This is a genomic window from Micromonospora sp. IBHARD003 (assembly GCF_056106285.1).
In genome coordinates, this window is the sequence record NZ_JBWBBX010000001.1 from 1,984,457 (window position 1) to 2,009,047 (window position 24,591).

17 protein-coding genes and 1 pseudogene are annotated in these 24,591 nt (G+C 71.1%); 7 read left to right on the forward strand and 11 right to left on the reverse strand.

Annotated features, from left to right (window positions below; genetic code table 11):
• Positions 1 to 38 precede the first annotated feature (38 nt).
• On the reverse strand, positions 39 to 1,532 hold the full coding sequence (gene rpsA, locus ACTWOL_RS08820) for a 30S ribosomal protein S1 (RefSeq protein ID WP_338676048.1): 1,494 nt from the start codon (positions 1,530 to 1,532) through the stop codon (positions 39 to 41).
• Between the two features lie 403 nt (positions 1,533 to 1,935).
• Between rpsA and ACTWOL_RS08825 the strand changes: the two genes are divergently transcribed.
• Entirely contained in the window at positions 1,936 to 2,787 is an 852-nt protein-coding gene (locus ACTWOL_RS08825; protein WP_474296033.1) for a class I SAM-dependent methyltransferase, read from the forward strand.
• Positions 2,787 to 5,341, forward strand: a pseudogene (hrpB, locus tag ACTWOL_RS08830) (ATP-dependent helicase HrpB). The gene ACTWOL_RS08825 and the pseudogene hrpB overlap by 1 nt, the downstream one beginning before the upstream one ends.
• A 57-nt stretch (positions 5,342 to 5,398) precedes the next feature.
• Here hrpB and pgfA read toward each other — a convergent pair.
• From pgfA to ACTWOL_RS08845, 3 genes are all read right to left on the reverse strand, one after another.
• Positions 5,399 to 6,391, reverse strand: coding sequence for a cell envelope lipid trafficking protein PgfA (gene pgfA, locus ACTWOL_RS08835; protein ID WP_474296034.1), 993 nt, complete (start codon positions 6,389 to 6,391; stop codon positions 5,399 to 5,401).
• An 18-nt stretch (positions 6,392 to 6,409) separates the two neighbouring features.
• Positions 6,410 to 6,547, reverse strand: a complete 138-nt coding sequence (locus ACTWOL_RS08840) for an SPW_0924 family protein (protein ID WP_474296035.1) — start codon at positions 6,545 to 6,547, stop codon at positions 6,410 to 6,412.
• Between the two features lie 188 nt (positions 6,548 to 6,735).
• Positions 6,736 to 8,430, reverse strand: coding sequence for a lytic transglycosylase domain-containing protein (locus ACTWOL_RS08845; protein WP_474296036.1), 1,695 nt, complete (start codon positions 8,428 to 8,430; stop codon positions 6,736 to 6,738).
• Between the two features lie 299 nt (positions 8,431 to 8,729).
• On the opposite strand from ACTWOL_RS08845, the gene ACTWOL_RS08850 reads away from it, so the two are divergent.
• Complete coding sequence (locus ACTWOL_RS08850; RefSeq protein ID WP_474296037.1) at positions 8,730 to 9,602, forward strand: DUF4184 family protein; 873 nt, start codon at positions 8,730 to 8,732, stop codon at positions 9,600 to 9,602.
• Between the two features lie 101 nt (positions 9,603 to 9,703).
• On the opposite strand, the gene polA is transcribed toward ACTWOL_RS08850, so the two are convergent.
• Positions 9,704 to 12,358 (reverse strand): DNA polymerase I, encoded by a 2,655-nt coding sequence (polA, locus tag ACTWOL_RS08855; protein WP_474301122.1) that lies wholly within the window; start codon positions 12,356 to 12,358, stop codon positions 9,704 to 9,706.
• A gap of 178 nt (positions 12,359 to 12,536) precedes the next feature.
• Here polA and ACTWOL_RS08860 point away from each other — a divergent pair, with 178 nt between their 5' ends.
• Complete coding sequence (locus tag ACTWOL_RS08860) at positions 12,537 to 14,816, forward strand: FdhF/YdeP family oxidoreductase (RefSeq protein ID WP_474296038.1); 2,280 nt, start codon at positions 12,537 to 12,539, stop codon at positions 14,814 to 14,816.
• 71 nt (positions 14,817 to 14,887) lie between these two features.
• Entirely contained in the window at positions 14,888 to 15,379 is a 492-nt protein-coding gene (locus tag ACTWOL_RS08865; RefSeq protein ID WP_474296039.1) for a PaaI family thioesterase, read from the forward strand.
• An 82-nt stretch (positions 15,380 to 15,461) separates the two neighbouring features.
• Here ACTWOL_RS08865 and ACTWOL_RS08870 read toward each other — a convergent pair whose 3' ends face one another.
• The gene (locus tag ACTWOL_RS08870) at positions 15,462 to 15,659 is read right to left on the reverse strand and encodes a hypothetical protein (RefSeq protein ID WP_474296040.1); all 198 of its coding nucleotides are present in this window, start codon (positions 15,657 to 15,659) and stop codon (positions 15,462 to 15,464) included.
• Positions 15,660 to 15,898: 239 nt separating this feature from the next.
• Between ACTWOL_RS08870 and ACTWOL_RS08875 the strand changes: the two genes are divergently transcribed.
• Both ACTWOL_RS08875 and ACTWOL_RS08880 read left to right on the forward strand, forming a co-directional pair.
• Positions 15,899 to 16,339 (forward strand): S26 family signal peptidase, encoded by a 441-nt coding sequence (locus tag ACTWOL_RS08875; protein WP_474296041.1) that lies wholly within the window; start codon positions 15,899 to 15,901, stop codon positions 16,337 to 16,339.
• A 27-nt stretch (positions 16,340 to 16,366) separates the two neighbouring features.
• On the forward strand, positions 16,367 to 18,232 hold the full coding sequence (locus ACTWOL_RS08880; RefSeq protein ID WP_474296042.1) for an AfsR/SARP family transcriptional regulator: 1,866 nt from the start codon (positions 16,367 to 16,369) through the stop codon (positions 18,230 to 18,232).
• 18 nt (positions 18,233 to 18,250) lie between these two features.
• On the opposite strand, the gene ACTWOL_RS08885 is transcribed toward ACTWOL_RS08880, so the two are convergent.
• The 5 genes from ACTWOL_RS08885 to ACTWOL_RS08905 form a co-directional block, all read right to left on the reverse strand.
• Positions 18,251 to 20,101 carry an ABC transporter ATP-binding protein gene (locus tag ACTWOL_RS08885; RefSeq protein WP_474296043.1) on the reverse strand — a complete coding sequence of 617 codons (1,851 nt, stop codon included), beginning with the start codon at positions 20,099 to 20,101 and terminating at the stop codon, positions 18,251 to 18,253.
• Positions 20,102 to 20,103: 2 nt separating this feature from the next.
• Positions 20,104 to 20,610: a hypothetical protein gene (locus ACTWOL_RS08890; RefSeq protein WP_474296044.1), complete on the reverse strand. Its 507-nt coding sequence runs from the start codon at positions 20,608 to 20,610 to the stop codon at positions 20,104 to 20,106.
• Between the two features lie 10 nt (positions 20,611 to 20,620).
• Positions 20,621 to 21,190: a MauE/DoxX family redox-associated membrane protein gene (locus ACTWOL_RS08895; RefSeq protein ID WP_474296045.1), complete on the reverse strand. Its 570-nt coding sequence runs from the start codon at positions 21,188 to 21,190 to the stop codon at positions 20,621 to 20,623.
• Between the two features lie 94 nt (positions 21,191 to 21,284).
• Positions 21,285 to 21,482, reverse strand: coding sequence for a hypothetical protein (locus ACTWOL_RS08900; RefSeq protein WP_474296046.1), 198 nt, complete (start codon positions 21,480 to 21,482; stop codon positions 21,285 to 21,287).
• Positions 21,483 to 21,702: 220 nt separating this feature from the next.
• Positions 21,703 to 23,622 (reverse strand): Xaa-Pro dipeptidyl-peptidase, encoded by a 1,920-nt coding sequence (locus ACTWOL_RS08905; protein ID WP_474296047.1) that lies wholly within the window; start codon positions 23,620 to 23,622, stop codon positions 21,703 to 21,705.
• Between the last annotated feature and the right edge of the window lie 969 nt (positions 23,623 to 24,591).

The following is a 24,591-nucleotide window of genomic DNA, read 5'->3' on the forward strand; positions in this document are numbered from 1 at the left end:
CTGGTGTCAGGCGGTGAGCCTGGTCAGCTCCAGCCGGGTCAGCTCTGGCCGCCGGCCAGCTTCTCGCGGAGGGCGGCGAGGGCCTCGTCCGACGCCAGGGCGCCGGAGTTGTCGTCCGACTCCGAGGAGTACGAACCACCCTGCGGTGCAGCGGCCGGAGCGGCGGCGCCACCCTCGGCAGCGGCGGCCTCGTCGGCCTCGCGGGACTTGATGACCTGCGCCTGGTGCTGCTCGAAGCGCTGCTGCGCCTCGGCGTACTGGCGCTCCCACTCCTCGCGCTGCTTCTCGAACCCGTCGAGCCAGTCGTTGGTCTCGGGGTCGAAGCCCTCGGGGTAGATGTAGTTGCCCTGGTCGTCGTAGGACGCGGCCATGCCGTACAGGGTCGGGTCGAACTCGACCGACGCCGGGTCGGCACCGAAGGACTCGTTGGCCTGCTTCAGGGACAGCGAGATCCGGCGACGCTCGAGGTCGATGTCGATGACCTTGACGAAGATCTCGTCGTTGACCTGGACGACCTGCTCCGGGATCTCCACGTGGCGCTCGGCCAGCTCGGAGATGTGGACCAGACCCTCGATGCCCTCGTCCACGCGGACGAACGCACCGAACGGAACCAGCTTGGTGACCTTGCCCGGGACGACCTGACCGATCTGGTGCGTACGGGCGAACTGCTGCCACGGGTCCTCCTGCGTCGCCTTCAGCGACAGGGAGACACGCTCGCGGTCCATGTCGACGTCGAGAACCTCGACGGTGACTTCCTGACCGACCTCGACGACCTCGGACGGGTGGTCGATGTGCTTCCAGGACAGCTCGGAGACGTGGACCAGACCGTCGACGCCACCCAGGTCCACGAAGGCACCGAAGTTGACGATCGAGGAGACGACGCCGGAACGGACCTGACCCTTCTGGAGGGTGGTGAGGAACGTCTGGCGGACCTCGGACTGGGTCTGCTCCAGCCAGGCACGGCGGGACAGGACCACGTTGTTGCGGTTCTTGTCCAGCTCGATGATCTTGGCCTCGAGCTCCTTGCCGACGTACGGCTGGAGATCGCGGACACGGCGCATCTCGACCAGGGAGGCCGGGAGGAAGCCGCGGAGGCCGATGTCGAGGATGAGACCACCCTTGACGACCTCGATGACGGTACCGGTGACGATGCCGTCCTCTTCCTTGATCTTCTCGATGGTGCCCCAGGCGCGCTCGTACTGGGCGCGCTTCTTCGAGAGGATCAGGCGGCCTTCCTTGTCCTCCTTCTGGAGAACCAGGGCCTCGATCTCGTCGCCGACCTTGACGACCTCGTTCGGGTCGACGTCGTGCTTGATCGAGAGCTCGCGGCTCGGGATGACACCTTCGGTCTTGTAACCGATGTCGAGCAGGACCTCGTCCCGGTCGACCTTCACGATGACGCCGTCGACGATGTCGCCGTCGTTGAAGTACTTGATCGTCTCGTCGATCGCGGCGAGGAAGGCTTCCTCGTTACCGATGTCGTTGACCGCAACCTGCGGGGTGGTGGCGGTGGTCTCGGTGCTGCTCGTCATGTGGGAAAGGGCTCCGGTACGGACATTGAAGTCGTAGGTACTGCTACGCCGTGAGCCCGTATCGCAGCTGAAGAAGCCGGACAGCCAAGGAAGCGCCAACCCGGTGGGAATGGCGCCTCGAGAACCGAGGGGACATACAACAGATGCGAGCGCGGCCTGCTCCGTCTGAGGCGCGCAAGCCCGCAGCGCAACCTTTAGCATAAGGGGGCGGCTGGGCATGGTCAATGCGCGAAGGCCACCACCCGGGGCGGAACGACGCATACCCGGCACAACTAAGGTTTCCCAAGGCCACGATGGCCACGCCTCGCCCCGTTGCGACACGACGTGCGACACGACGGCGCACGCGTCGCGGACGGCGCGGCACCTCCGGGCGGGGCTCCAGCAACGTACAACGACGGGCGAGATGATCCAAGAGTACGAACCGGAGACCGCAGGGCACGGGCCGCAGGCGGACGACCCGCAGGCCGTTCGCCGGACGGCCGGGTACGCGGAGAGCAGCCGGGCCAGCCGCTGCTGGTGGGACCGGAACGCGGACGAGTACCAGCTCGAGCACGGCTCGTTCCTGGGCGACGACCGGTTCGTATGGGGCCCCGAGGGGCTCGACGAGGCCGACGCCCGGCTGCTGGGCCCTGCGGAGTCCCTGAAGGACGCGGCCGTGCTGGAGATCGGGGCGGGCGCGGCGCAGTGCTCGCGCTGGCTGGCGGCCCAGGGGGCACGGCCCGTGGCCCTGGACCTTTCGCACCGGCAGCTGCAGCACGCCCTGCGCATCGGTGCCTCCTTCCCGCTCGTGGAGGCGGACGCGGGGGCGCTCCCGTTCGCCGACGGCTCCTTCGGGCTGGCGTGCTCGGCCTACGGCGCGGTGCCGTTCGTTCCCGACGCCGCCAAGGTGTTCCGCGAGGTGTGGCGGGTGCTGCGGCCGGGGGGTCGCTGGGTCTTCTCGGTGACGCATCCGGTCCGCTGGGCCTTCCCGGACGAGCCCGGCCCCGAGGGGCTGAGCGTGGCCGCCTCCTATTTCGACCGCACCCCGTACGTCGAACAGGACGAGCAGGGCCGCGCGGTCTACGTGGAACACCACCGCACGATCGGCGACTGGGTGCGCGATCTGGTGGCCGGGGGCTTCCGGCTGGTGGATCTGGTCGAGCCGGAGTGGCCGGACTGGAACGGCCAGGAGTGGGGCGGCTGGTCCCCGCTGCGGGGCCATCTGATCCCCGGCACGGCGGTCTTCGTCTGCGAGCGTGAAGAGCCGGCTGCGTGATCCACGAGGACGCCCTGGCGGGGCTGCCCGTGCGCACCGCCGTGCCCGCGCTGGAGCGGGCGCTGGAGGAGCACGGTGCCGCCGTGCTCTGTGCGCCGCCCGGGACGGGCAAGACGACGCTCGTCCCGCTGGCCCTGGCGGGGCTGGCCGGGGGCACGGCACGAGGCTCCTCCCCCGCGGGTGGCGGGAGGGTCCTGGTCGCGGAGCCGCGCCGGATCGCGGCACGGGCCGCTGCCCGGCGGATGGCGTGGCTGCTCGGGGAGCGCGTCGGCGGGCGGGTCGGGTTCACCGTGCGAGGCGAGCGCCGGGTGGGTCCCGGGACCGTCGTCGAGGTGGTCACCACGGGAGTGCTGCTGCAGCGCCTGCAGCGGGACCAGGAGTTGGCGGGCGTGGGTGCGGTGATCCTCGACGAGTGCCACGAGCGGCATCTCGACGCGGACACGGTGGCGGCGTTCCTGCTGGATGTGCGTGCGGCCCTGCGGCCGGATCTGCGGCTGGTGGCGGCGTCCGCGACGACGGACGCGGCCGGGTGGGCCCGGCTGCTGGGCGACGCACCGGTGGTCGAGGCCGAGGGAGTCGCCCATCCGGTTGAGGTGGTCTGGGCTCCGCCCGCCGTCCCGGTGCGTCCTGCGCACGGGATGCGTGTCGATCCCGCCCTGCTGGCGCATGTGGCGTCGGTGGTGCGCGGGGCGCTGGCCGCCCATGACGGCGACGTCCTGTGCTTCCTGCCGGGGGTCGGCGAGATCGCCCGGGTCGCGGGGCTGCTGTCGGGCCTGGACGCCGAGGTGCTGCAGGTGCACGGGCGCGCTCCGGCGGCGGTGCAGGACGCGGTGCTGGCACCGGGCCATGGCCGGCGGGTCGTGCTGGCGACGTCGGTGGCGGAGTCGTCGCTGACCGTGCCGGGGGTGCGGGTCGTCGTGGACTCGGGCCTGGCGCGGGAGCCGCGGATGGACCACGCCCGGGGTATCGGCTCGCTGACCACCGTACGGGCCTCCCGGGCTGCGGCCCGCCAGCGGGCGGGCAGGGCGGGGCGTGAGGCGCCGGGCACCGTCTACCGCTGCTGGTCCGAGGCGGAGGACGTACGGCTGCCCCGCTTCCCCGCTCCCGAGATCCAGGTCGCCGATCTGACGGCGTTCGCCCTCCAGGCGGCGTGCTGGGGAGACCCGCCGGGCTCGCCCTGCTCGATCCGCCGCCCGGCGGTGCCATGGCCGCGGCCGGGTCGGTGCTCTCGGCGATCGGTGCGGTGGACCCCTCGGGGCGCGCCACGGACCGGGGCACCCGGCTGGCCCGCCTCGGTGTCCATCCGCGGCTCGGCCGGGCGCTGGTGGACGGCGCCGCGGAGGTGGGAGTGCGGCGGGCGGCCGAGGTGGTGGCCCTGCTGAGCGAGGAGCCGCCGCGGGAGTACGGGGACGACCTCGCCGAGGCATGGCGCACGGCACGCCGTGGCAAGGACGCCTACGGGGCGCGCTGGCGGGCGGAGTCCGAACGGCTGGCGCGTTCGCTCGCCGGCACGGCCGCGGACCGGGACGAAGGCCCCGCGCCCGGGGCGCGTGGTGCCGCCGCCGACGACCCCGGTGCCGCCGGGGCTCTCCGCGCCCGCGCCGGCGCCTCCCCCGCTGCGGACGACACCGTCGCCGGGTTCGTCACCGCGCTGGCCTTCCCGGAGCGGGTCGCCCGGGCCCGCGGGGAGCGGGCGTTCCTGATGGCGTCCGGGACCGGCGCGGAGCTCGGTGAAGGCTCACGGCTGCGGAGCGCCCCCTGGCTGGCCGTGGCCGTGGCGGACAGGGCCGCGCACGCCGCGTCGGCGCGGGTGCGGCTCGCCGCCGTCGTCGACGAGGACACGGCGACCGGCGCCGCCGCGCATCTGCTCGTCGACGGCGAGGAGGTGCACTGGGAGGACGGCGATGTCGTGGCACGGCGGGTGCGGCGGCTCGGGGCGGTCGAGCTGACGGTGCGGCCGCTCGGGGAGCCCCGGCCCGCCCTGGTGCGGGAGGCCCTGCTGGAGGGGCTGCGGCGGGAGGGCCTCGGGCTGCTCGCCTGGTCACGGGACGCGGCGGTGCTGAGACAGCGGCTCGCCTTCGTCCACCGGGTGCTGGGCGGGGCATGGCCGGCGGTGACGGACGAGGCGCTGCTGGACCGTGCCGGGGAATGGCTCGAGCCGGAGCTGTCGCGGGCCCGCCGCCGTGCGGATCTGGGCCGTATCGACGCCGGGCAGGCGCTGCGGCGACTGCTGCCGTGGGCGTCCGGTGAGGCCTCTCGCCTGGATGAGCTCGCGCCCGAACGCATCGAGGTGCCGAGCGGCTCCCGGGTCCGGATCGACTACTCAGGCGAGCGGCCTGTGCTCGCCGCGAAGCTCCAGGCGCTGTTCGGCCTGTCGGCGACGCCGGTCGTCGCGGGGGTGCCGGTGCTGGTGCATCTGCTGTCTCCGGCGGGGCGGCCCGCCGCCGTCACCGCCGATCTCGCGTCCTTCTGGAGCGACGGCTACCGCGCAGTGCGGGCCGAGCTGCGGGGCCGCTACCCGAAGCACCCGTGGCCCGAGGACCCTCCCTCATAGCCTTCGGCCTGGGGGACCTCCACCTCGATCCGCTCGCGGCGGAGCCCACGCGCGGCGTCAAGCGGTGACCGGCTCCGGTGCGCGGCGTGCCGCCACCGGGCCGTCCGGCCTCCGGGATCGCGCCTCGAGCCAGAGGGAGAGCGCGAGCAGGACCAGGCCCAGCGTCGCGAAGCCCCAGGGCAGGTACGAGACGAGGAGCAGCACCGTCGTGCGGTTGGCCGTGACCAGGGCGACCGTGTGGTCCACGTAGTCCTCGCGCATCCGCACATGCCCCGAGAACGCCGTGAGCTTGTCGCGGCCGCCGAGGAGGGAGCCACCGCGAAGCTCCTCGGTATGGATCTCCTCGCCGTTGACGGGAGCGCCGGTGACCGGCTCGACCCAGAACATCCGCTTGGTGGTGTACCAGCGGGTGGTGCCGGTCTGCTTCTCCAGCGTGGACGCGTCGACGCCCGGTATCGGCATGCGCTTGGGGTACGGGACCTTCGTCCAGGGGATCGTCTGCTCGAAGTAGTAGACCTCGAGGCCGCGGAACGTCCTCGTGCCCTTGTAGTGGATGGGCGCCGAGGTACGGGTCTGGGCGTCGAAGTACTCGTAGTCCCTCTTCTCGGTCAGGAAGGGCCACTTGTACTCGATGCCCTCGCGCCGCACCGGATCCCCGTCGACCGATTCGCCGGTGCCGTGCACAGGGGCCTGGGTGTGGGCGTCGAAGATGTAGCGCTCGGGGATCTGGGAGACCATCGCGCCGCCGGGGCCCTGGACGTACGACAGCGAGTCCCAGACCACGACGTCGCGCCCGGCGTCCCGCTCGATCCGTTCGGACTCCTCGACGTTGCCCTTGAGGGTCTGCACGATGGTGACCTTGTCGACCTGCTCCGCCTGCAGGGTGTCGTAGCGCACCAGGGTCGCGGGCTTCGCCTCCAGCACCATCTCCTGGTACTGCGAGGGCGGGATCTTCGCCAGCCTCGGGAAGGCGTACCAGCGCAGCACGGGCGCCAGCGCGCCGAAGAAGACGGCGAGGGCGAGGAGGACCAGGCTGGCTCGACGGCGCATGGCGGCTGCTTCTCCCCTCTACTTCTTGGGGCCTGGGACGGTGGTGAGGAGGGGCTTGGGGGAGGTCTCTCCCGGGGGCACGTCGATCACCGCGATGAGCAGCATGACGAGGAGCACCGGGGCCAGCCCGATGACTGCGGCGACGAGGGCACGCATGGCCGTCCTCCCGGAAGCACGAATCTGATGCGGCGTCAGAACGCCGGGGGTCGTGGCACCGTAGCAACGCGGTCGCGAGATGAGAACACGTCGCACGGCACGGAACGGTCCGCGGGAGCGCAGAAACGGCACCGCCCCTGCGCCGTTCGCGGCGCAGGGGCGGTGCGGGACCGGGTACGGGCCGGGCGTCAGGCCGCCGGTTCGGCGCCGGGGGCCGGGGCGGTGACCTTCAGTTCGAGGGTGAGCGTCGCGCCTCCTTCGGCGGTGAGACGCAGCAGGAAGGTGCCCGCCTTGTCACCGGCGTACAGCTTCGGGAGGACGAGCGCTCCCTGCGCGTCGGTCTTCAGCCCGGTCAGGGTGCGGACGGGCTTGCCCTCCGCGTCCTTGAAGCAGGGCCCCTCGGTGTTCTCGGCCGGGTTGTCGGCCGCGGTGATCATGGTGGCGGTGACCGCCACCCCCGGGGCAACGGCGCCCTTGAGCGTGGCCTTGACCTCGACCGGTTCGGCGAACTCGGCTCCGGTCACGGCCGTCAGCTCCTTGTCGCCGGTCCGCACCAGCGCGTCGGCCTGACGGGGCGTGACGGTCGCCGCACTGTCGACCCCGGCGAGATCGCGGCCGAGGACGGTGGCCCGGACCGTGAACTTGCCGGTCTTCTCACCTGCGCGCAGCGCGGGCGAGGCGGCGACTCCGTCCGTCCCGGTCGTCACGACGACCTTGGTGCGACCCGCGCTGAACCGGGCGTCGGTGTCACCGACGATCTCGAAGGCGATCTCGGCCTTGGCGACCGCGGCACCGGCGCCGTTCTCGGCACGGACCTTGACGCGGCCGGTGAATTCCTGGCCCGCCATGGCCGCCAGGGGACTGCTGCCCGCGTCCTCGATGTGCGCCACGCTCTGCGTGGGCGTCGGAGTCGGGGTCGGGGGCTTGGGCGGCTTCGGCGTGGGCTTCGACGGCGCGGGAGGCGTCGTCGGCGGCTTGGCGGGGCGCGGGGAGGCCGGGGGCTTGGACGGAGTGGTACCGGGGGTGACGGGAGCGGTCGGCGACGGGTCCGGCGAGATGCCCTGGCCGTCGCGGTCGCCCGGCGTCACGGCCGTGCTGTTCGGGACCTCGTGCGTGCCGCGCTTGTAGTAGTCGAACCACGACAGGACGGTGTTCAGATACTCGCGCGACGGGTTGTAGGCGAGGATCGCCGACTCCAGGTCGCCCGACTGGGACAGGTCACGACTGCCGGCGCACAGGTACTTTCCGGCGGCGAGGGCCGCGTCGTAGATGTTGTTCGGGTCCTTGCTGCCGTCGCCGTTGCCGTCCTGGCCCCAGCCGGCCCAGGTGGACGGGATGAACTGCATCGGGCCGACGGCACGGTCGTGGACGCGGTCGCCGTCGTGGGCGCCGTTGTCGGTGTCGGAGATGTTGGCGAAGCCGACACCGTTGAGGACCGGGCCGAGGATGGGGGTGATCGTGGTGCCATTGGCGTCGACACGTCCGCCTTGGGCCTGGCCCGACTCCACCTTCCCGATCGCGGCGAGCAGTTGCCAGGGGAGGCGGCAGGCGGGGTCGGATGCCGCGATGGACGACTCGGCCCGCTTGTAGGCGTCGAGAACGGTGGCCGGAATACCCGCTTCGGCCGTACCCGTCACCACGGGCGTCGCAGGAGTCACACCCGGCTTGTTCGGGGTATTGAGCGGGGGCAGGTCCGTGCGGTAGGGAGAGCCTCCGGTTGCCGAGGTCGCGGGCGGGTTGGTCGTACCCGACGCGTTGTCACCGCCCGGTGCGTGTGCCGTGACACTCGGCGCCTGTGACGCGGAGAGCGCGGCCACCGCCGCCGCGGCCACCGCGGTGCTGGTCGCCCCCTTGCGCAGTCGGCGGCCGAATTGCGCTGCCATACGTGTGTTCCCTCCCCATCGACGGCCGTTCGCGCTCCCCAGCGCAACGTTCCCCAGCGACCCTACGTCAATCACGGACCGGTAAACACCGGTATCCCGGCCGCTGTTGACCAGTTGCCCGTCCCTGTTCACCGAGCGGCAACCCGGCCCCGGGAGGTATGGCAGGCAGACCGCCGTTGTTCGCACAGGCCGAAGGGGAGCCCCTCTCCCCGGCAGGCAGGCGCCGTGCGGCATAGCGGACGGTCAGTGTCACGCATACTGGGCCACGTTGTCCGCAAACGGTCCGACGGGGGCTCTTCATGCCGTTTACGCTCAGCCACGCTGCGGCGGTGCTGCCGATGATCCGCAGGGATGGCTCGGCACGCGGCCCGCTGGTGGCATCGGCACTGGTCGCGGGGTCGTTCGCGCCCGACATGACGTACTTCGCGGCGAGTGTGTTTCCCTCCGCGATGCTGTTCGGGGACGTCACGCACAGCGCCCGAGGGGTGCTGACGCTCGATGTGGTCGTCACGGCGGCGCTGGTGGGACTGTGGCTGGTGGTCCGTGATCCCGTGGTGGCGTTGCTGCCGCGCGGACGCCAGGCGCGCGTGCACGCCCTGCTGAGGGGCCGCCCCCGGCCACAGCGGTCACCGGCGGCCGCGATGTCCCTCTTCTACGTCTCGGCCGTGCTCGGCGCGACCACGCATGTGGTCTGGGACGCCTTCACCCACTTCGACCGCTGGGGCGTGCGGGCGCTGCCGGTGCTGAGCGAGTACGTCGCCGGCTTTCCGCTCTACACGTACACGCAGTACGGCAGTTCGGCAGTCGCCCTGGTCGCCATCGTCTGGTTCACCGTCTCGGCACTGCGGGGGACGCCGTCGGCGGGGGCACCGCCGCGGGTGCCCCCGCTCAGCCGCGGGGAGCGGCTCGCCGCCGCGGTGCTGCTCGCCGTGTGTGTGCTGGCCGGGATCACCCACCGCTGTGTGCGCTGGTACCAGTACTGGGGGCGTATCGACACGCCCCTCGACATCATTCCGACGGCCTGCTTCGGCGCGGGTGCGGGGCTGGCCGCGGGCATCGTGCTCTACGCGGTGGGGGTGCGGCTTCGTCCGCGGCGCCGGGCGCAGGTGTCCGCGGCCGGGGACGTGGACACGGCCGGGGACTCCGGCGGGGACCGTGCGGGAGTCGCCTGACACCGCGCCCGGTGCGAGGCACCCACGCCCCACCCACACCCGCTGGACACCGGTTGCCCGGCGGGGCCCGCAGCCCCGCCGGGCAACCGGTGTCCACAGCGTCAGTGCGCGGCCGACTCCCAGTCCGGGCCCACGCCCACCGACACATCCAGCGGCGCCCGCAGCTCCACGGCCGTCGACATCTCGTGGCGGACGATCTCCTCGACACGCTCACGCTCGCCCGGGGCGAGCTCCAGGACGATTTCGTCGTGGACCTGGAGCAGCATCCGTGAGGTGAGACCCGCCGCCCGCAGGGCGTTGTCGACACGCACCATCGCGACCTTGACGATATCCGCGGCCGTGCCCTGGATCGGTGCGTTCAGTGCCATCCGCTCGGCGGCCTCACGGCGCTGGCGGTTGTCGCTGTTGAGGTCGGGGAGATAGCGCCGGCGGCCGAGCATCGTGGCCGTGTAGCCGGTGGCCCGTGCCTCGTCCACCACCCGGCGCAGATAGTCGCGGACCCCGCCGAAGCGCTCGAAGTAGGTGTCCATCAGCGCCCGCGCCTCGGCCGCCTCGATGTTCAGCTGCTGGGAGAGACCGAACGCCGAGAGACCGTACGCCAGTCCGTACGACATCGCCTTGATCTTGCGGCGCATCTCCGCGTCGACCTCGGACCGCTCGACGCCGAAGACCTGGGAGGCGACCGTCGTGTGCAGGTCCTCACCGGAGGTGAAGGCCTCGATGAGATCCTCGTCCTCCGAGAGGTGTGCCATCACCCGCAGCTCGATCTGGCTGTAGTCGGCGGTCATCAGGGCCTCGAAGCCCTCACCGACGACGAAGCCCCGGCGGATGGCGCGGCCCTCGTCCGTGCGCACCGGCACGTTCTGCAGATTCGGGTCGGTGGAGGAGAGCCGTCCGGTGGCCGCGACGGTCTGGCTGAAGGTGGTGTGGATCCGGCCGTCGGCGGCGACGGTCTTGATCAGGCCCTCGACCGTGGAACGCAGCCGCGCCTGCTCACGGTGGCGCAGCATGATCACCGGCAGCTCGTGCTCGGTCTGGGAGGCCAGCCAGGCCAGCGCGTCCGCGTCCGTGGTGTAACCGGTCTTGGTCTTCTTGGTCTTGGGGAGATTCAGCTCGCCGAACAGGACCTCCTGGAGCTGCTTGGGCGAGCCGAGGTTGAACTCGTGGCCGACCGAGGCATGCGCCTCCTTGACGGCCTGCTGCACGGCTCCGGCGAACTGCTGCTCCATCGCCTCCAGATGGGCACGGTCGGCGGCGATCCCGTGGCGCTCCATCCGGGCCAGCAGCAGGGACGTGGGCAGCTCCACCTCATGGAGCAGCTCTGCCGCGCCCACGTCCGCCAGCTTCTCGCCGAAGGCCTCGCCCAGGTCGAGCACGGCCCGGGCCTGGGACATCAGGGCGTCGGCCTCGGCCTGCTCGTCCGTGCCGAAGGCCAGCTGCCCGTCGGCGGCGGCCGGGGCGAGCTCGCGGTGCAGATACTCCACGGACAGGGCGTCCAGCGCGAAGGAGCGGCGGCCCGGCTTGACCAGATAGGCGGCGAGCGCGGTGTCCATCGCCACGCCCTGGATGTCCCAGCCGTGCTCGGGGAAGGCTCGCAGGGCCTCCTTGGCGTTGTGCATCACCTTCGGCCGCGCCGGATCGGCGATCCAGGCGGCGAAGGCCCGCTCGTCGGCCTCGTCCAGCTTGGTGGTGTCGAACCAGGCGGCGTTCCCTGTGGCCGCGGCCAGAGCGATCTCGCTGACGCTGCCGACGCCCAGGGCCCAGCTCGCGACGGTGGCCACACCGAGCGGCTGCCCGCCGTGCTGCTCCAGCCAGGGCGCCAGCTCACCGGTGCCCAGCGCGGTCCCGTCGAGCTCCACCCCGGCGGCGGGTGCGGGGGCCGCCTCCTCCTCGGCGCCCGGGTCGACGGCGAGCAGCCGCTCCCTCAGGCTCGGGTTGCGGATCTCCAGGACCTCCAGGAAGCCCTTCAGCGCATCCCTGTCGTACGGGGCCCTGGCCAGGTCCGCGACGGTCTTGGGCAGCTCGACGTCCCTGACCAGCTCGGTCAGATGGCGGTTGAGCTTGACGGCCTCGAGGTGGTCGCGGAGCGCCTGACCCACCTTGCCCTTGACCTCGTCCGCGCGCTCGACCAGCTCGGCGAACGAACCGAACTGAGTGATCCACTTGGTGGCGGTCTTCTCGCCGACACCGGGGATGCCCGGAAGGTTGTCCGACGGGTCGCCGCGCAGGGCGGCGAAGTCCGGGTACTGCCCCGGGGTCAGCCCGTACTTCTCCTCGACCTTCTGCGGGGTGAAGCGGGTGAGCTCGGAGACGCCCTTCGTCGGGTAGAGCACGGTCACATGGTCGGTGACCAGCTGGAAGGAGTCCCGGTCACCGGTGACGATCAGCACCTCGAACCCGGCGGCCTCGGCCTGGGTGGCGAGGGTGGCGATGATGTCGTCGGCCTCGAAGCCGTCCACCGCGAAGCGCACCGCGCTCATGGTGTCGAGCAGCTCGCCGATCAGCTCGACCTGGCCCTTGAACTCGTCCGGGGTCTTGGAGCGGTTCGCCTTGTACTCCGGGAAGTCCTGGGAGCGCCAGGTCTTGCGGGACACGTCGAAGGCCACGGCGAAATGCGTGGGCGCCTCGTCGCGCAGGGTGTTCGCCAGCATCGACGCGAAGCCGTAGATGGCGTTGGTCGTCTGGCCGCTCTCCGTGGTGAAGTTCTCCGCGGGCAGCGCGAAGAACGCCCGGTACGCCAGGGAGTGCCCGTCCATGAGGAGCAGGCGCGGGCGGGTTTCTTCTGGGGTCTTCTTCGATGCTGTCTCTGCCACGGACACGATCCTCCCACGGAGCACTGACAAGGCTTCCCGCGACAGCGGAGGACCTGCTGCCGCCGGCGCATGACAGGATCTGTAGCGCAGACGACTCATTCCGCGCTCGAAGAGGAGCCCGATGGCCAGCAAGCCACCCTCCGGCGACCCGGTCCAGGACGCGCCCCAGGTGGGCGCGCCCCAGCGTGCTGCGGCCGGTCTGGCCGCGATCGGGCACACGTTGAAGATCGCGCAGCAGCAGATGGGGATGGCGCGCACTGCCAGGACCCTGCTCAAGGTGAACCAGAAGGACGGCTTCGACTGTCCGGGATGCGCCTGGCCCGAGGGTGACAAGAGGCATCTGGCGGAGTTCTGCGAGAACGGCGCGAAGGCGGTCGCCGAGGAGGCGACGCTGCGCCGGGTCACGCCGGGCTTCTTCGCCGCGCATCCGGTGTCCGAGCTGGCGCAGCGCAGCGGGTACTGGCTGGGGCAGCAGGGCCGGATCACCGAGCCCGTCTATCTGCCCGAGGGCGCGGACCACTACGAGGCCGTGACCTGGGAACGCGCTTTCGCGATCATCGCGGAGGAGCTGACGGCGCTGTCCTCGCCGGACGAGGCGCTGTTCTACACCTCGGGCCGCACGAGCAACGAGGCCGCGTTTCTGCTCCAGTTGTTCGCGCGCGAGTTCGGCACGAACAATCTGCCGGATTGCTCCAATATGTGCCATGAATCGTCGGGGTCGGCGCTGACCGAGACCCTGGGCGTCGGCAAGGGGAGCGTCTCCCTGGAGGATCTGCACCAGGCGGACCTGATCGTCGTCGCGGGGCAGAACCCCGGCACGAACCACCCGAGGATGCTGTCCGCACTGGAGAAGGCCAAGCAGTCCGGCGCGAAGATCATCTCGGTGAACCCGCTGCCTGAGGCGGGCCTGGAGCGGTTCAAGAATCCGCAGACGCCGAAGGGCATGTTCAAGGGCGCCCCGCTGGCCGATCTGTTCCTGCAGATCAGGATCGGCGGCGACCAGGCGCTGTTCCGCCTCCTCAACAAGCTGGTCCTCGAGACGGACGGCGCCGTCGACGAGGCGTTCGTACGCGAGCACACGCACGGCTTCGAGGAGTTCGCCGCCGCCGCGCGCGAGGCGGACTGGGACGAGACGCTCACCGCGACCGGCCTGGAGCGGCCGGAGATCGAGCGGGCGCTGCGGATGGTCCTGGAATCGGAGCGCACGATCGTCTGCTGGGCGATGGGCCTGACGCAGCACAAGCACGCCGTGCCCACCATCCGGGAAGTGGTCAACTTCCTGCTGCTGCGCGGAAACGTCGGCCGGCCGGGCGCGGGGGTCTGCCCGGTGCGCGGGCACTCCAATGTGCAGGGCGACCGCACGATGGGCATCTTCGAGCGGCCGGCGCCCGCGTTCCTCGACGCGCTGGAGAAGGAGTTCGGCTTCGCACCGCCGCGCCACCACGGCATGGACGTGGTGCGCGCCATACGGGCGCTGCGCGACGGGGACGCCAAGGTGTTCTTCGCGATGGGCGGCAACTTCGTGGGGGCGACTCCGGACACGGAGGTCACCGAGGCGGCGGTGCGCCGGGCCGGTCTCACGGTGCATGTGTCGACGAAGCTCAACCGCTCGCACGCGGTCACGGGCCGGCGCGCGCTGATCCTGCCCACGCTCGGCCGCACCGACAAGGACGTCCAGCGGAGCGGGAAGCAGTTCGTGACCGTCGAGGACTCGATGGGCATGGTGCACGCCTCGCGGGGCAATCTCCCGCCGGCGAGCGAGCATCTGCTCTCCGAGCCGGCGATCGTGGCGCGGATGGCCCGTGCGGTGCTCGGCGCCGGGTCGCGGACGCCGTGGGAGGACTTCGAGCACGACTACGCGACGATCCGCGACCGGATCGCGCGCGTGGTGCCCGGCTTCGAGGACTTCAACGCGAGGATCGCCCGCCCCGGCGGCTTCACCCTGCCGCACGCCCCGCGCGACGAGCGCCGCTTCCCCACCACCACGGGCAAGGCCAACTTCACGGCGGCTCCCGTCGAGTACCCGGACCTCCCCGAAGGCCGGCTGCTGCTGCAGACACTGCGCTCCCACGATCAGTACAACACCACGATCTACGGCCTCGACGACCGCTACCGGGGGATCAGGGGCGGCCGCCGCGTCGTCCTCGTCCACCCGGACGACGCCCGTGCGCTGGGCTTCGCGGACGGCGCGTACGCCGACCTGGTGAGCGAGTGGAAGGACGGGGTGGAGCGCAGGGCGCCCGGGTTCCGGGTGGTGCACTACCCGACCGCGCGGGGCTGTGCCGCGGCGTACTACCCGGAGACCAACGTCCTGGTGCCGCTGGACGCCACCGCGGACACCAGCAACACCCCCGCCAGCAAGTCCGTGGTCGTCCGTCTGGAACAATCACCGTCCGCCTAAGCGTTTGCTCAGGCCGTTACCGACAGACGGACGTCGAACGACGCCGTACGCACACGAACGGAGCCGGGCACATGGGCGAGCGGAGCAGCGCGAAGTTCCCGCAGGAAGTCATCGACGAGTACGCCGCGCTCGGCGTCGATCTGCCCGCCCTCTTCTCCGCCGGGCATCTCGGCAACCGCATGGGCGTGCAGATCGTCGAGGCCTCCGCGGACCGCGTGGTGGGCACCATGCCGGTGGAGGGCAACACCCAGCCGTACGGGCTGCTGCACGGCGGCGCCTCCGCCGTACTGGCCGAGACCCTCGGTTCGGTGGGCTCGATGCTGCACGGCGGTGTCTCCAAGATCGCCGTCGGTGTGGATCTGAACTGCACCCACCACAGGGGCGCCCGCTCCGGCCTGGTCACCGGGGTGGCGACTCCGGTGCACCGCGGCCGCTCGACGGCCACGTACGAGATCGTGATCACCGACGAGCAGGACAGGCGGGTCTGCACGGCCCGTCTGACGTGCCTGCTGCGCGACGCCCGGCCCCAGGACGCGGACCACATCCCTGGCGCGACCGCCTGATCTCCCCGCCCCGGGGCACGACACACCGAACGACCGGGCCGCGTGTCACGCGGCCCGGTCGTGGTGTCTCAGCTCGCCGGACTCACCGGCAAGGAGAGCTCATGTAGCAGGTGCCGCACGCGGTGTGCCCGCCGACCACATGACAGATCTGCCGCATGTAGAAGCTGTTGCGGGGGTTGCAGTAGCAGATCCGCTCGAAGGTGGTGTCCGCCTTGGCCACGGCCGTCGGCACGAGCCTGCCCAGCATCCTGTCACCCAGCGTTCCCAGGAAACCGATCATCGTCTCTTTCCTTCCCCGGCACTTGGCCGTCCGGTAAAAACCGAACGGACCCTAGCAACGGGGAATACGGCGATCCGTACATCGCGGATACAGCGGAACACGACCGTGAGAGAAAAGCGGAACGACGCGATCCGCGCAGCCGTCACCACACCCCGGAGCTATTCGAACAAAAGGTTGACAGGCGCCGTGGCCGGTATGCATGATCAAGCCAACCGGGGGAAGCGGCGAGGGGTATGCCTGTGCCAGTTCTGTGGATTGTCGGCGGAATTCTCGCCGCCCTCTTCGCCGCACTCCGCCTTCGCAGCCGGTACACGGTCGTCACCGTGGAGGGCATCAGCATGGCACCGACACTCTCGCCCGGCGAGCAGGTGGTGGTGCGGCGACGCAGAATCGGCGAGGTGCGCACGGGCGACGTCGTCGTGCTCCAACCGCCGCCCTCCAAGGGTGACTTCGAGCCGCTCGACGACGGCTCCTGGAACATCAAGCGCGCCGTGGCCCTGCCCGGCGATCCCGTTCCCGAGGGGATACCCGGCAGCCAGGGGCTGGCACTGGTGCCCGCCGGCTCCCTCATCGTGTACGGCGACAATCCGGACAGCATCGATTCCCGTCACCGTGGATTCTTCTCCGCCGAGCACATCATGGGGGTGGCAATCCGCAGGCTGGGCGGCGGCGCATTGTGAGTCAAAATCGGGGGATACACAAAGGACATGGCTCTCGCCTTTCACATTCTGGGCCCACTGGAAATCGTTCACGAAAACCGGACCGTGCATGTCGCGGCCGACAAACAGCGCACGGTCCTCGCCCTGCTGATCGCCCACCGGGGAGGCACCGTCCCGGTGCCGACCCTGGTCGAAGAGGTCTGGGGCGATGATCCGCCCCACTCGGCCGTACCCAATCTGCGTACCTACGTCATGCAGTTGCGCCGGCTCCTCCAGCCCGCGGGCGACGGCCCGCACCACGCCGGACTGATCACATCGCGCTCCGGATACGCCCTGCGCATGGCGGACGAAGGATGCGACATCGCCCGCTTCGAAGCCCTCACGGAGCAGGCCAGGAAGGCCGCGGCACGGCAGGACCTGACCTCGGCCGCGCAGTCGTTCACCAGCGCTTTCGCCCTCTGGCGCGGCGATCCCCTGGAGAACGTGGTCAAAGGCCCCACCCTGCGGGGGACGGCGACGGACCTCACCGAGCGGTTCCTCGGCATGGTCGAGGACCACGCGGACGTGGAACTGGCCCTCGGCAAGGTCGCCGGTACGACCGAGACGCTGCGCGGCCTCGTGCGGCGGCACCCCTTACGCGAACGGCTGCGCAGCCGGCTGATGCTCGCGCTGTACCGCGGCGGTGATGTGGCCGGTGCGCTCGCCGTCTTCACCGAAGGCCGCCAGGTGCTGCGCAGTGAACTGGGTCTGGACCCCGGCCGGGAGCTGCGTGACGTACACCAGGCCATACTGCGCCGGGACCCGGACCTGACGCAGGTCCGCACCGCGGCACCGGTATCGCACATGACCTCCGCCGCCGTGCCCACTCCCCGCCAGCTGCCCCGGCCGCCCCGGGTCTTCGTGGGACGGGAAAGGGAGACGGCCTTCGCGCGCGCCGCCCTGCGCGCAGGGCACGAGGAGCGCACCGGAGCGCCGGTGATCCTCATGCACGGCCCGTCCGGACGCGGCAAGACGGCTCTCGCCCTGCATGTCGCGCACTCCCTGGCGGACGTGTACGGCGACGGCCAGCTCCATGCCGATCTGCAGAGCCCGCACGCCTTCGGGCCCCTGCGCCCCCTCGAGGTCCTCGGCCACTTCCTGCGCTCGCTGGGCATGCCCCGCGACGAGATACCCGCCACGGTTTCCGAGGCGTCCGCGTGCTACCAGTCCATGGTGGCCGGCAGACGCATGCTGGTCGTCGTCGACAACGCCTTCCACGCGGGCCAGGTGACACCGGTGCTGCCGGCCAGTCGGGACTGCGCCGTGCTGATCACGAGCCGCGGCGCGCTGCCCGCCGTCGACGCGGTCCGGATCCCGGTCGGGGCCCTCACCGCTACGGACTCCGCCCGTCTGCTGGCCCGGTTGATCGGTGAGGAGCGGGTGGCGGCCGAACCGGACATGGCGCGGGAGATCGCCAGGCTCTGCCACGGGAATCCGCTGGCCCTCAGCATCGTCGGCGCACGCTGCGTCAGCCGGCCGGACCAGGCCCTGGCGGATGCCGCGGCCCGGCTGTGCGACCCCGCACAGCGACTGGACGAGCTACGCGTCCCGGGTCTCGCCATGCGCGAGTCGTACGCCATGAGCTACCGGGCGCTCTCCCGTATCGATCCGGAGCAGCGTGTCGCCGCCCGTGCCTTCAGCCGGCTGAGCGGCCTCGACGCCCCCTTCGACGTCGGGGCCGCCGCGAGGGAGCTCGGCTGCGGTCTGCGGGCGGCCGAGCACGCGATCGACGACCTGATACACGTCGGTCTGCTCGCCCGGATCGCCCGGGACGCCTTTCACATGCCGGACCTCGTGCGTCTCTACGCCCGGGAGCTGGCCGCCCACGAGCAGCCGGCGCCCTTCCCGGACCTACTGGCCACCGGGATGCGGTGATCGTGCGCGGGCCCCGTCTCAGCCCGGCAGGCCGGCGTCGCGGTAGCCCTCCGCCTGGATGGCGAACAGCCGCGCGTACTCCCCGCTCCCGGCCATGAGTTCGTCATGGGTGCCCTGCTCCACGATCCGGCCCTCCCGGAGTACGACGATCACCTCGGCCTCGCGGACCGCGCCGAGCCGGTGCGACACCAGCAGACTCGTGCGCCCGGCCCGGTGCTCCCGCAGCCTGCGGTGTATCTCGTGTTCGGACTGCGCGTCGAGCCCCGCACTGGGCTCGTCCAGGATGAGCAGGTCCCGCTCGTCGCGCAGCAGGGTGCGGGCGAGCGCAAGGCGCTGCCACTGGCCGCCGGAGAGGACGACGCCGGACTGCTCGTCGTCCTCCGCCTGATCGGCGAAGAGCCGGCTGAGCAGGGTGTCATAGCCCCGGGGAAGGCCCTCCACGGTTCTGTCGATGTCGGCCCGCTCGGCCGCCTTCTTCAGCCGCGGCCGGTCCGACATCGCCTCCGGCTCGCCCACGCCGATGTTCTCGGCCGCCGTGAGGTCGTAGCACATGTAGTCCTGGAACAGCACGCCCATCCGTCGCCGCAACTGCGCCGGCGGCACATCCCGGATGTCCACTCCGTCCCAGAGGATCGTTCCTTTCGTCGGGTCGTAGAAGCGGCACAGCAGTTTGATCAGCGTGCTCTTCCCCGCCCCGTTGAGACCGACCAGGGCGACGGAACTGCCGTGAGGGATCGTCAGATCGAGGCCGCTCAGCACCCATGGGTGGCTCTCGTCGTAGCGGAACCAGATGTTCCGGAGCTCCAGGCCGCGGCGCAGAGCGGGCAGTGCGGTCCGTGCGCCGGTGGACGGGAGATCGTCGGGCAGCGAGGTCACCCTGTGGTGGTAGCCGAAGACGAGCAGCGCCTCGTGTGCCATCGCGATGTTGTCCACCAGACCGGTCAGCGCGCTCTGTGTTCCGGCGACGGCGGCGACGAACGCCGTGACATCGCCGACGGTCAGGGACCCGGCCGTGGCGGCCCTCACCGCCCAGAGCAGTCCGATCCCGGACACCACGGTGGACAGAAGGGCGAGCAGGGACTGCGTCCGTGCTTCCTGCCCGTCCAGCCGCCGCTCGCCGTCCTGCCTGATCGCGAGCTCGCCGAGCATCCGCTGCTTCAGGAAGTCGCCGAGACCGAACAGCCGGGTCTCCTTGGCGCTGCGGACATCGGTGATCAGCATGGAGTAGAAGATCTGGCGGCGGGACGCGGAGGAGACCCCGGCCAGCATGCCCACTCGTCGTTTCGAGAGCGACAGCCGCGCGAGCAGCGCCGGCACGGCCGCCACGGTGACCAGCACGGTCATGGCGGGACTGAGCAGGAACAGCGTCCCCAGCAGACTCACCAGCGTGATCACATTGCGCGCGGTGTCGAACAGGCCTGTGGTGACGGGACCCATCATTCCCCCGGACGCCTGCATGGCCATGCTCAGGTCGTTGCGGAACTCCGGGCTCTCGAACCGCGCCAGCCCCTGGAAGCCGTTGACCGCGCCATAGAGCCGGCCCTGCATCAACCGCTCGAGCCTGCGGGCCAGTTCGTTCTGGAGATAGCCGCTCAGATGCGGGAGCACTCCGGCCGCCAGCCCGACGGCGGCCAGGCACCCGGCCCAAGTCAGCACGTCGTGGGTCCGGCCCGCGGCGAGGTCGTCGACGACGAACTTCGTCAGCCAGGCGGTGGCCGTGGGCAGGAGACCCGAGACCACGGTGATGAGGAGGTACGCCGCGGCGGGCAGTCGCCCTGCCCGCCAGCAGAGCAGCCATGCGACCCGCAGATACCGCCGGGGCCGCCCTGGACCCGTCGCGTCCCGCCGTTCGCCGGATCCGGACCGCACCGTCAGACCGCCGCCGTCGGCTCGGGCAGATCGGCGGGATGAGTGGCCGCTCGTACGATCGTGCCTTCTGCGTCGGCGAGGACGAATGTGGGGAATGCCTGAATCCTCATGGCGCTCACCAGCGTTTCGGCGTCCTCACCGCGGATGACCGCGGTGTGCCCGTCGAGATGGGCCGCCAGCTCGTCGACACCGCGGCCGTCGCCGGAGACCACCGCCAGCGCGCTGCGGCCGCCGCGGGCCAGTTCCGCGAACCGGGGCGCATGCTCATGGCAGGTGTCGCACTTGGCGTCGAAGAAGGCCACCAGCCGTGCGCCGTGCGCCAGGGCAGGCTCGGGCAGCGTCCGTCCCACCAGCTCGCCCGGGTCGTACGCGTCGAACCGTGGCATTCCGGCCAGCCGTTCGAGCTCGGCGGTGTGCTCGCGCAGTCTGCGCAGCACGGCGAACGTCAGCAGGAGGTCGAAGAGGCACACCGCTCCGACCAGGACAACCGCGGCGATGAGAACGGGCAACAAGGCAACCTCACGTGTCTTCGGCGCGCGTGCGAGGCGCCGTGAATGCTGGGCCGGTGCGGAAGAGCGCGGTCAGGTCGTCGAGCCGGACGACGAGGAGAAGCAGAACGAGAGCCGCCGCGGCCGCGACGGCGGCGGCCCCGTAATGGGGCGGCACCCCGGCCGGAGCCGCGGTGACCACCACGGCGAAACCGACGGTGCCGATGCCGGACAGAACGAGATTGCGGACGACGTGAACGGGACCCAGCGGGGTCGTCGACGCTCCGAAGCATCGGCACGGAGCGCTGCGCCCACCGCGCAGGGCCACCACGATTCCGGTGGTGAACGCGAGGAGCAGCAGGACCGACAGCGCGAAACCGGCGGGCACCGTCGCGTCCGGTACCAGCAGCACGGCGGCGACGAGTTCCCCTGCGGTCACCACGCCCGCGACGGTCCTGGTCGCCTTCCGGGGGACGAGCCGCAGCTGTGCGACCGACTTGGCGAACTCGTCGAACGCCGAGCCGCCGCGCACCTTTCCGGCGAAAGACACAAGGAACACACCCAGCAGCAGAATCCGGCAGGCGAAGGCAACATAGGTCATATGGGGAGTCCTGGTGCGTAAGGGAGTGCGGACGGGCGGGTCCTGTCCGGGTCCCGCCCGCCTTCACACCTCCGGGGACCAGCAGCCGGCGAGCTCAGCAGCCGATGTAGCGGACGTTCTCGCAACGCCCGCAGCTCGTCCTGCCGCCGACGACATGGCAGAGGCGGTAGATCTTGCGCCAGTCGGCGGTGCAGTGGCAGTACTCCCACCAACTGGTGTCTGCGGCCGCGTTCGCCTTGGGAGCGAGGTACTCGAGCGCCCGGTCGGCGAACCGGTTCACCATCCCAACCATCAACCCGTCCTCCAGTCCTTCGCCTGTGGTGTCTGCCCGGGGCCGGCACGCACAGGCCGTATGCGTCATCGGACGGCTCGCACACTACGTGCGGGCCGTAGACCCGCACATACAGCGGAAATACAGCGGCTTGGCGTCTGCGGGCGCATACGGAAGAGGACCCGGGAAAGGCGCGTGCGCCCTCCCCGGGTCCTCGTGCCTCACGGTCCGGCGGGCGGTGTCACCCGGCGACGGGCAGGGTGACGCTGCTGAGCCCGGTCCGGACGGACAGCCGGGTGCCGGCCGGGTACCGCAGGGTGTAGTCGTGGTCGGTCGAGATCAGCACCACGCCGAGCCGGTGCCCCTTCTTGAAGACGTAGTCCTGCGGCTGCATGGACCACTGCAGCCGGTACTCGCGGCCCTCGACGACCTCGCTCTGCCGCTCGAGGGAGTGCCGGTTGCGGATGTCGAGCCAGCCGCGCGAGACGATCTTGAAGTCGGCCGTCTCGGTGCGGTGGGTGGTCCGGTAGGCGCATCCGGTGTCACCGGGGATGCCCTCGCCGTAGCAGATCTGCTGCGAGGTGTCCGCGACCGTACCCGCCACGGCGCGGGTGTCGGCGCCGTAGTCGACCAGCAGCGCCGTGACATAAGGCGACGCGCCGTCGAGCGAGGCGCGTACCGACAGCTGCGGAGTGCCGCCCACCCGCAGGTCGGCCGGGAGCGGACCGGTCGTGTAGGCGAGCCGGTCCGGGCGGGCCGTGTCGGGGGCGGCGGCCAGCTGTTCGGCGGGGACGGTCCGGCCCGCGTCGGTCATCTCCTGGCGCACCGGCTGTCCCGGGCGCGGCGAGAGGCCGTCGGCGTTCAGGCGCAGGGTGACATCGCGGGTGGAGCGTGCGGGCCACTCCGGCTGCTGCCGCCAGCCGAAGTCGGCCTGCTCGACGTCGACACGGGGCGCGCCGAGGGCACCGTTGTCGAGCCCGTAGAGGAAGTGGTCGAACCACTGGTGCAGCTGGTTCAGCCACTCCTCCATACGCAGGGGCATCGGATTGACGTGGCCCGCCTGGTGCAGCCAGAGCTTGCGGGGCACGTCGTGCTCCTTGAGGGCCTCCCACAGCCGGGCGAAGTGCCGGGTCTTCACGTTCCAGTCGTTGCCGCCGTGGACGACGAAGACCCCGGCCTTGATCTTCCCCACGTTCTTCAGATAGTCCCGCTCCTTCCAGAAGCGGGTGAAGTCACCGGTGACACGGTCCTGTTCGGCGGTCAGCCGGTCGATCACGGGCTTGCAGACCTCGCGGTCGGCGCGGGTGTAGACGTACTTGGCGAGGACATCGGTGTCCTCCCCCTGGTAGCCGCCGGGGGCCACGACCCCGCCGCCCGCGCGGTAGTAGTCGTACCAGGAGGAGATGCCGGAGATCGGCACGATCGCCTTGAGGCCCTCGACGCCGGTCGTCGCGACGGCGGTCGGCAGTGTGCCGTTGTACGAGATGCCCATCATCGCCGCGTTCCCGGTGGACCAGGTGGCGCCGACCGGTGTGCCGTCCAGGTCCCAGCCCCTGGCACGGCCGTTCAGCCAGTCGATCGCGGCCTTCGCACCGAGGGTCTCGTTGTGTCCGCCGGAGGTCGGGCAGCCGGTGGAACCGCCGGTGCCGAGGCTGTCGACCTGGGCGACGGCATAGCCGCGCGGCAGGAAGTAGTTGTCCGTATAGCCGGGAAAGACGACGGAGGCCCCGCCCTCCGCGGACGCACCGGGGCGCGCCCCGTGCCGGTCCGGGCCCGCGCCCCGATCCGTGCCGGGGCTCGCGAGCCCCGGGGTGCGCTCGGCGAGCGCGAGCCGTCCGCCGGCCGGAAGTCCGTCCCCGTCCACGTCGACGTTGTGGTTCTGGACGTCGTTGCCGCCGGCCCAGTAGGGGCTGGCCTCGATGATCGTGGCGACCTCGAGTCCCGCGTCCGTCTCCTTCGGCCGGAGGATCCTCATACGCACGGTGTCGCGCCGGCCGTCGCCGTCGCTGTCCACCTCCGTCTCGACATCGACCTGCTGGTAGACCGCGTCCGCCCGGGAGAAGACCGGCTGGGTCTTCTCCCCGACGATGCTCAGTGCGGGAGTCCCCGCATGGACGGTGGGCGCGGGGAGCGCCGTCAGCAGGGAGGCGGTGAGAGCCACCGTCCCCCATGTCCGGGCTCTCCGCACCAAGCGGGATCCGTGGGCCGTACCTGTCCGCGTGGCTCTCGCCATCGTGCCTGCCTCCAAGGCCGGGGCAGGCCGTGCCCGAGGACTCCCGCCGGGCCCGCGACGCCCTTCGGGCGGGCGGTGCCAGTCCTCGAACAAGGCCTTGGGGTTCGATCGCGCGGGACGCGCGGACACATTCCATCGCTCCCGTACCGGCCGCACCAGACCACGCGGCGGTCAACACGCCTGCCTTTACGCCCACTTGGCCGCTTGAGAGGTGCATACGAGTGCGGTCCGCCAGGGTCGGGCCCTAGTGCTGTGGCCGGATAGGTTTGCCGGGAAGCTCGCGGCGTCCTGTGCGGTGGATCGCAAGGCGGAGAATCGGCCTTGTACTGGATGTACTGGGGTGATGCGACAACGCAGCGAGACGCCGTGCAGGGCGCCGCGAGCCGGTGAACCTATCCGGTCACAGCACTAGCCTGGCCCCATGGGGTTCAAGGCGTACTCCCCGCCCCCGTCCGCCGTCGGCGCGCTCCTTGCCGCCGGTGTCCTCGTGATGGCGACGGCATGCTCGTCCCACGGGTCCGATCAGTCCGGCGGACCCGGCGCACGCGCCGGCTCTCACGCCGGGCAGCCCGGCACTCCCACCCCCACCTCACCCGCGGACGTCTGCACCCATCTCGTCACCTACTGGGTCGAAGAGGCGCTCAAGGGCAGCAGCTGGGCGGGCCTCGACTGGGAGCAGAAGGGCCTCTCCAATGAGCAACTCGTCATCCACGACGAAGTATTGACCGCGGCGCGGGCGGAGGAGAAGCGCAACGGCCGTGCCGCCGCCGTGACCTTGCTCAAACGCGAGACGTCAAGGAAGTGCGAGGCGCAGAACGGCGCCACCGGCAGCTCGGAGAACTGGCGGCCGCCCGGTCAGGATCGGATTCCGGACGCCCCCGTTCGGTCTCGGTACAC

Bases quoted from the DNA above. Each gene is read 5' to 3' on its own strand.
- rpsA (WP_338676048.1), bottom strand. From the start codon at position 1,532: ATGACGAGCAGCACCGAGACCACCGCCACCACCCCGCAGGTTGCGGTC.
- ACTWOL_RS08825 (WP_474296033.1), top strand. From the start codon at position 1,936: ATGATCCAAGAGTACGAACCGGAGACCGCAGGGCACGGGCCGCAGGCG.
- pgfA (WP_474296034.1), bottom strand. From the start codon at position 6,391: ATGCGCCGTCGAGCCAGCCTGGTCCTCCTCGCCCTCGCCGTCTTCTTC.
- ACTWOL_RS08840 (WP_474296035.1), bottom strand. From the start codon at position 6,547: ATGCGTGCCCTCGTCGCCGCAGTCATCGGGCTGGCCCCGGTGCTCCTC.
- ACTWOL_RS08845 (WP_474296036.1), bottom strand. From the start codon at position 8,430: ATGGCAGCGCAATTCGGCCGCCGACTGCGCAAGGGGGCGACCAGCACC.
- ACTWOL_RS08850 (WP_474296037.1), top strand. From the start codon at position 8,730: ATGCCGTTTACGCTCAGCCACGCTGCGGCGGTGCTGCCGATGATCCGC.
- polA (WP_474301122.1), bottom strand. From the start codon at position 12,358: ATGGACGGGCACTCCCTGGCGTACCGGGCGTTCTTCGCGCTGCCCGCG.
- ACTWOL_RS08860 (WP_474296038.1), top strand. From the start codon at position 12,537: ATGGCCAGCAAGCCACCCTCCGGCGACCCGGTCCAGGACGCGCCCCAG.
- ACTWOL_RS08865 (WP_474296039.1), top strand. From the start codon at position 14,888: ATGGGCGAGCGGAGCAGCGCGAAGTTCCCGCAGGAAGTCATCGACGAG.
- ACTWOL_RS08870 (WP_474296040.1), bottom strand. From the start codon at position 15,659: ATGATCGGTTTCCTGGGAACGCTGGGTGACAGGATGCTGGGCAGGCTC.
- ACTWOL_RS08880 (WP_474296042.1), top strand. From the start codon at position 16,367: ATGGCTCTCGCCTTTCACATTCTGGGCCCACTGGAAATCGTTCACGAA.
- ACTWOL_RS08895 (WP_474296045.1), bottom strand. From the start codon at position 21,190: ATGACCTATGTTGCCTTCGCCTGCCGGATTCTGCTGCTGGGTGTGTTC.
- ACTWOL_RS08900 (WP_474296046.1), bottom strand. From the start codon at position 21,482: ATGGTTGGGATGGTGAACCGGTTCGCCGACCGGGCGCTCGAGTACCTC.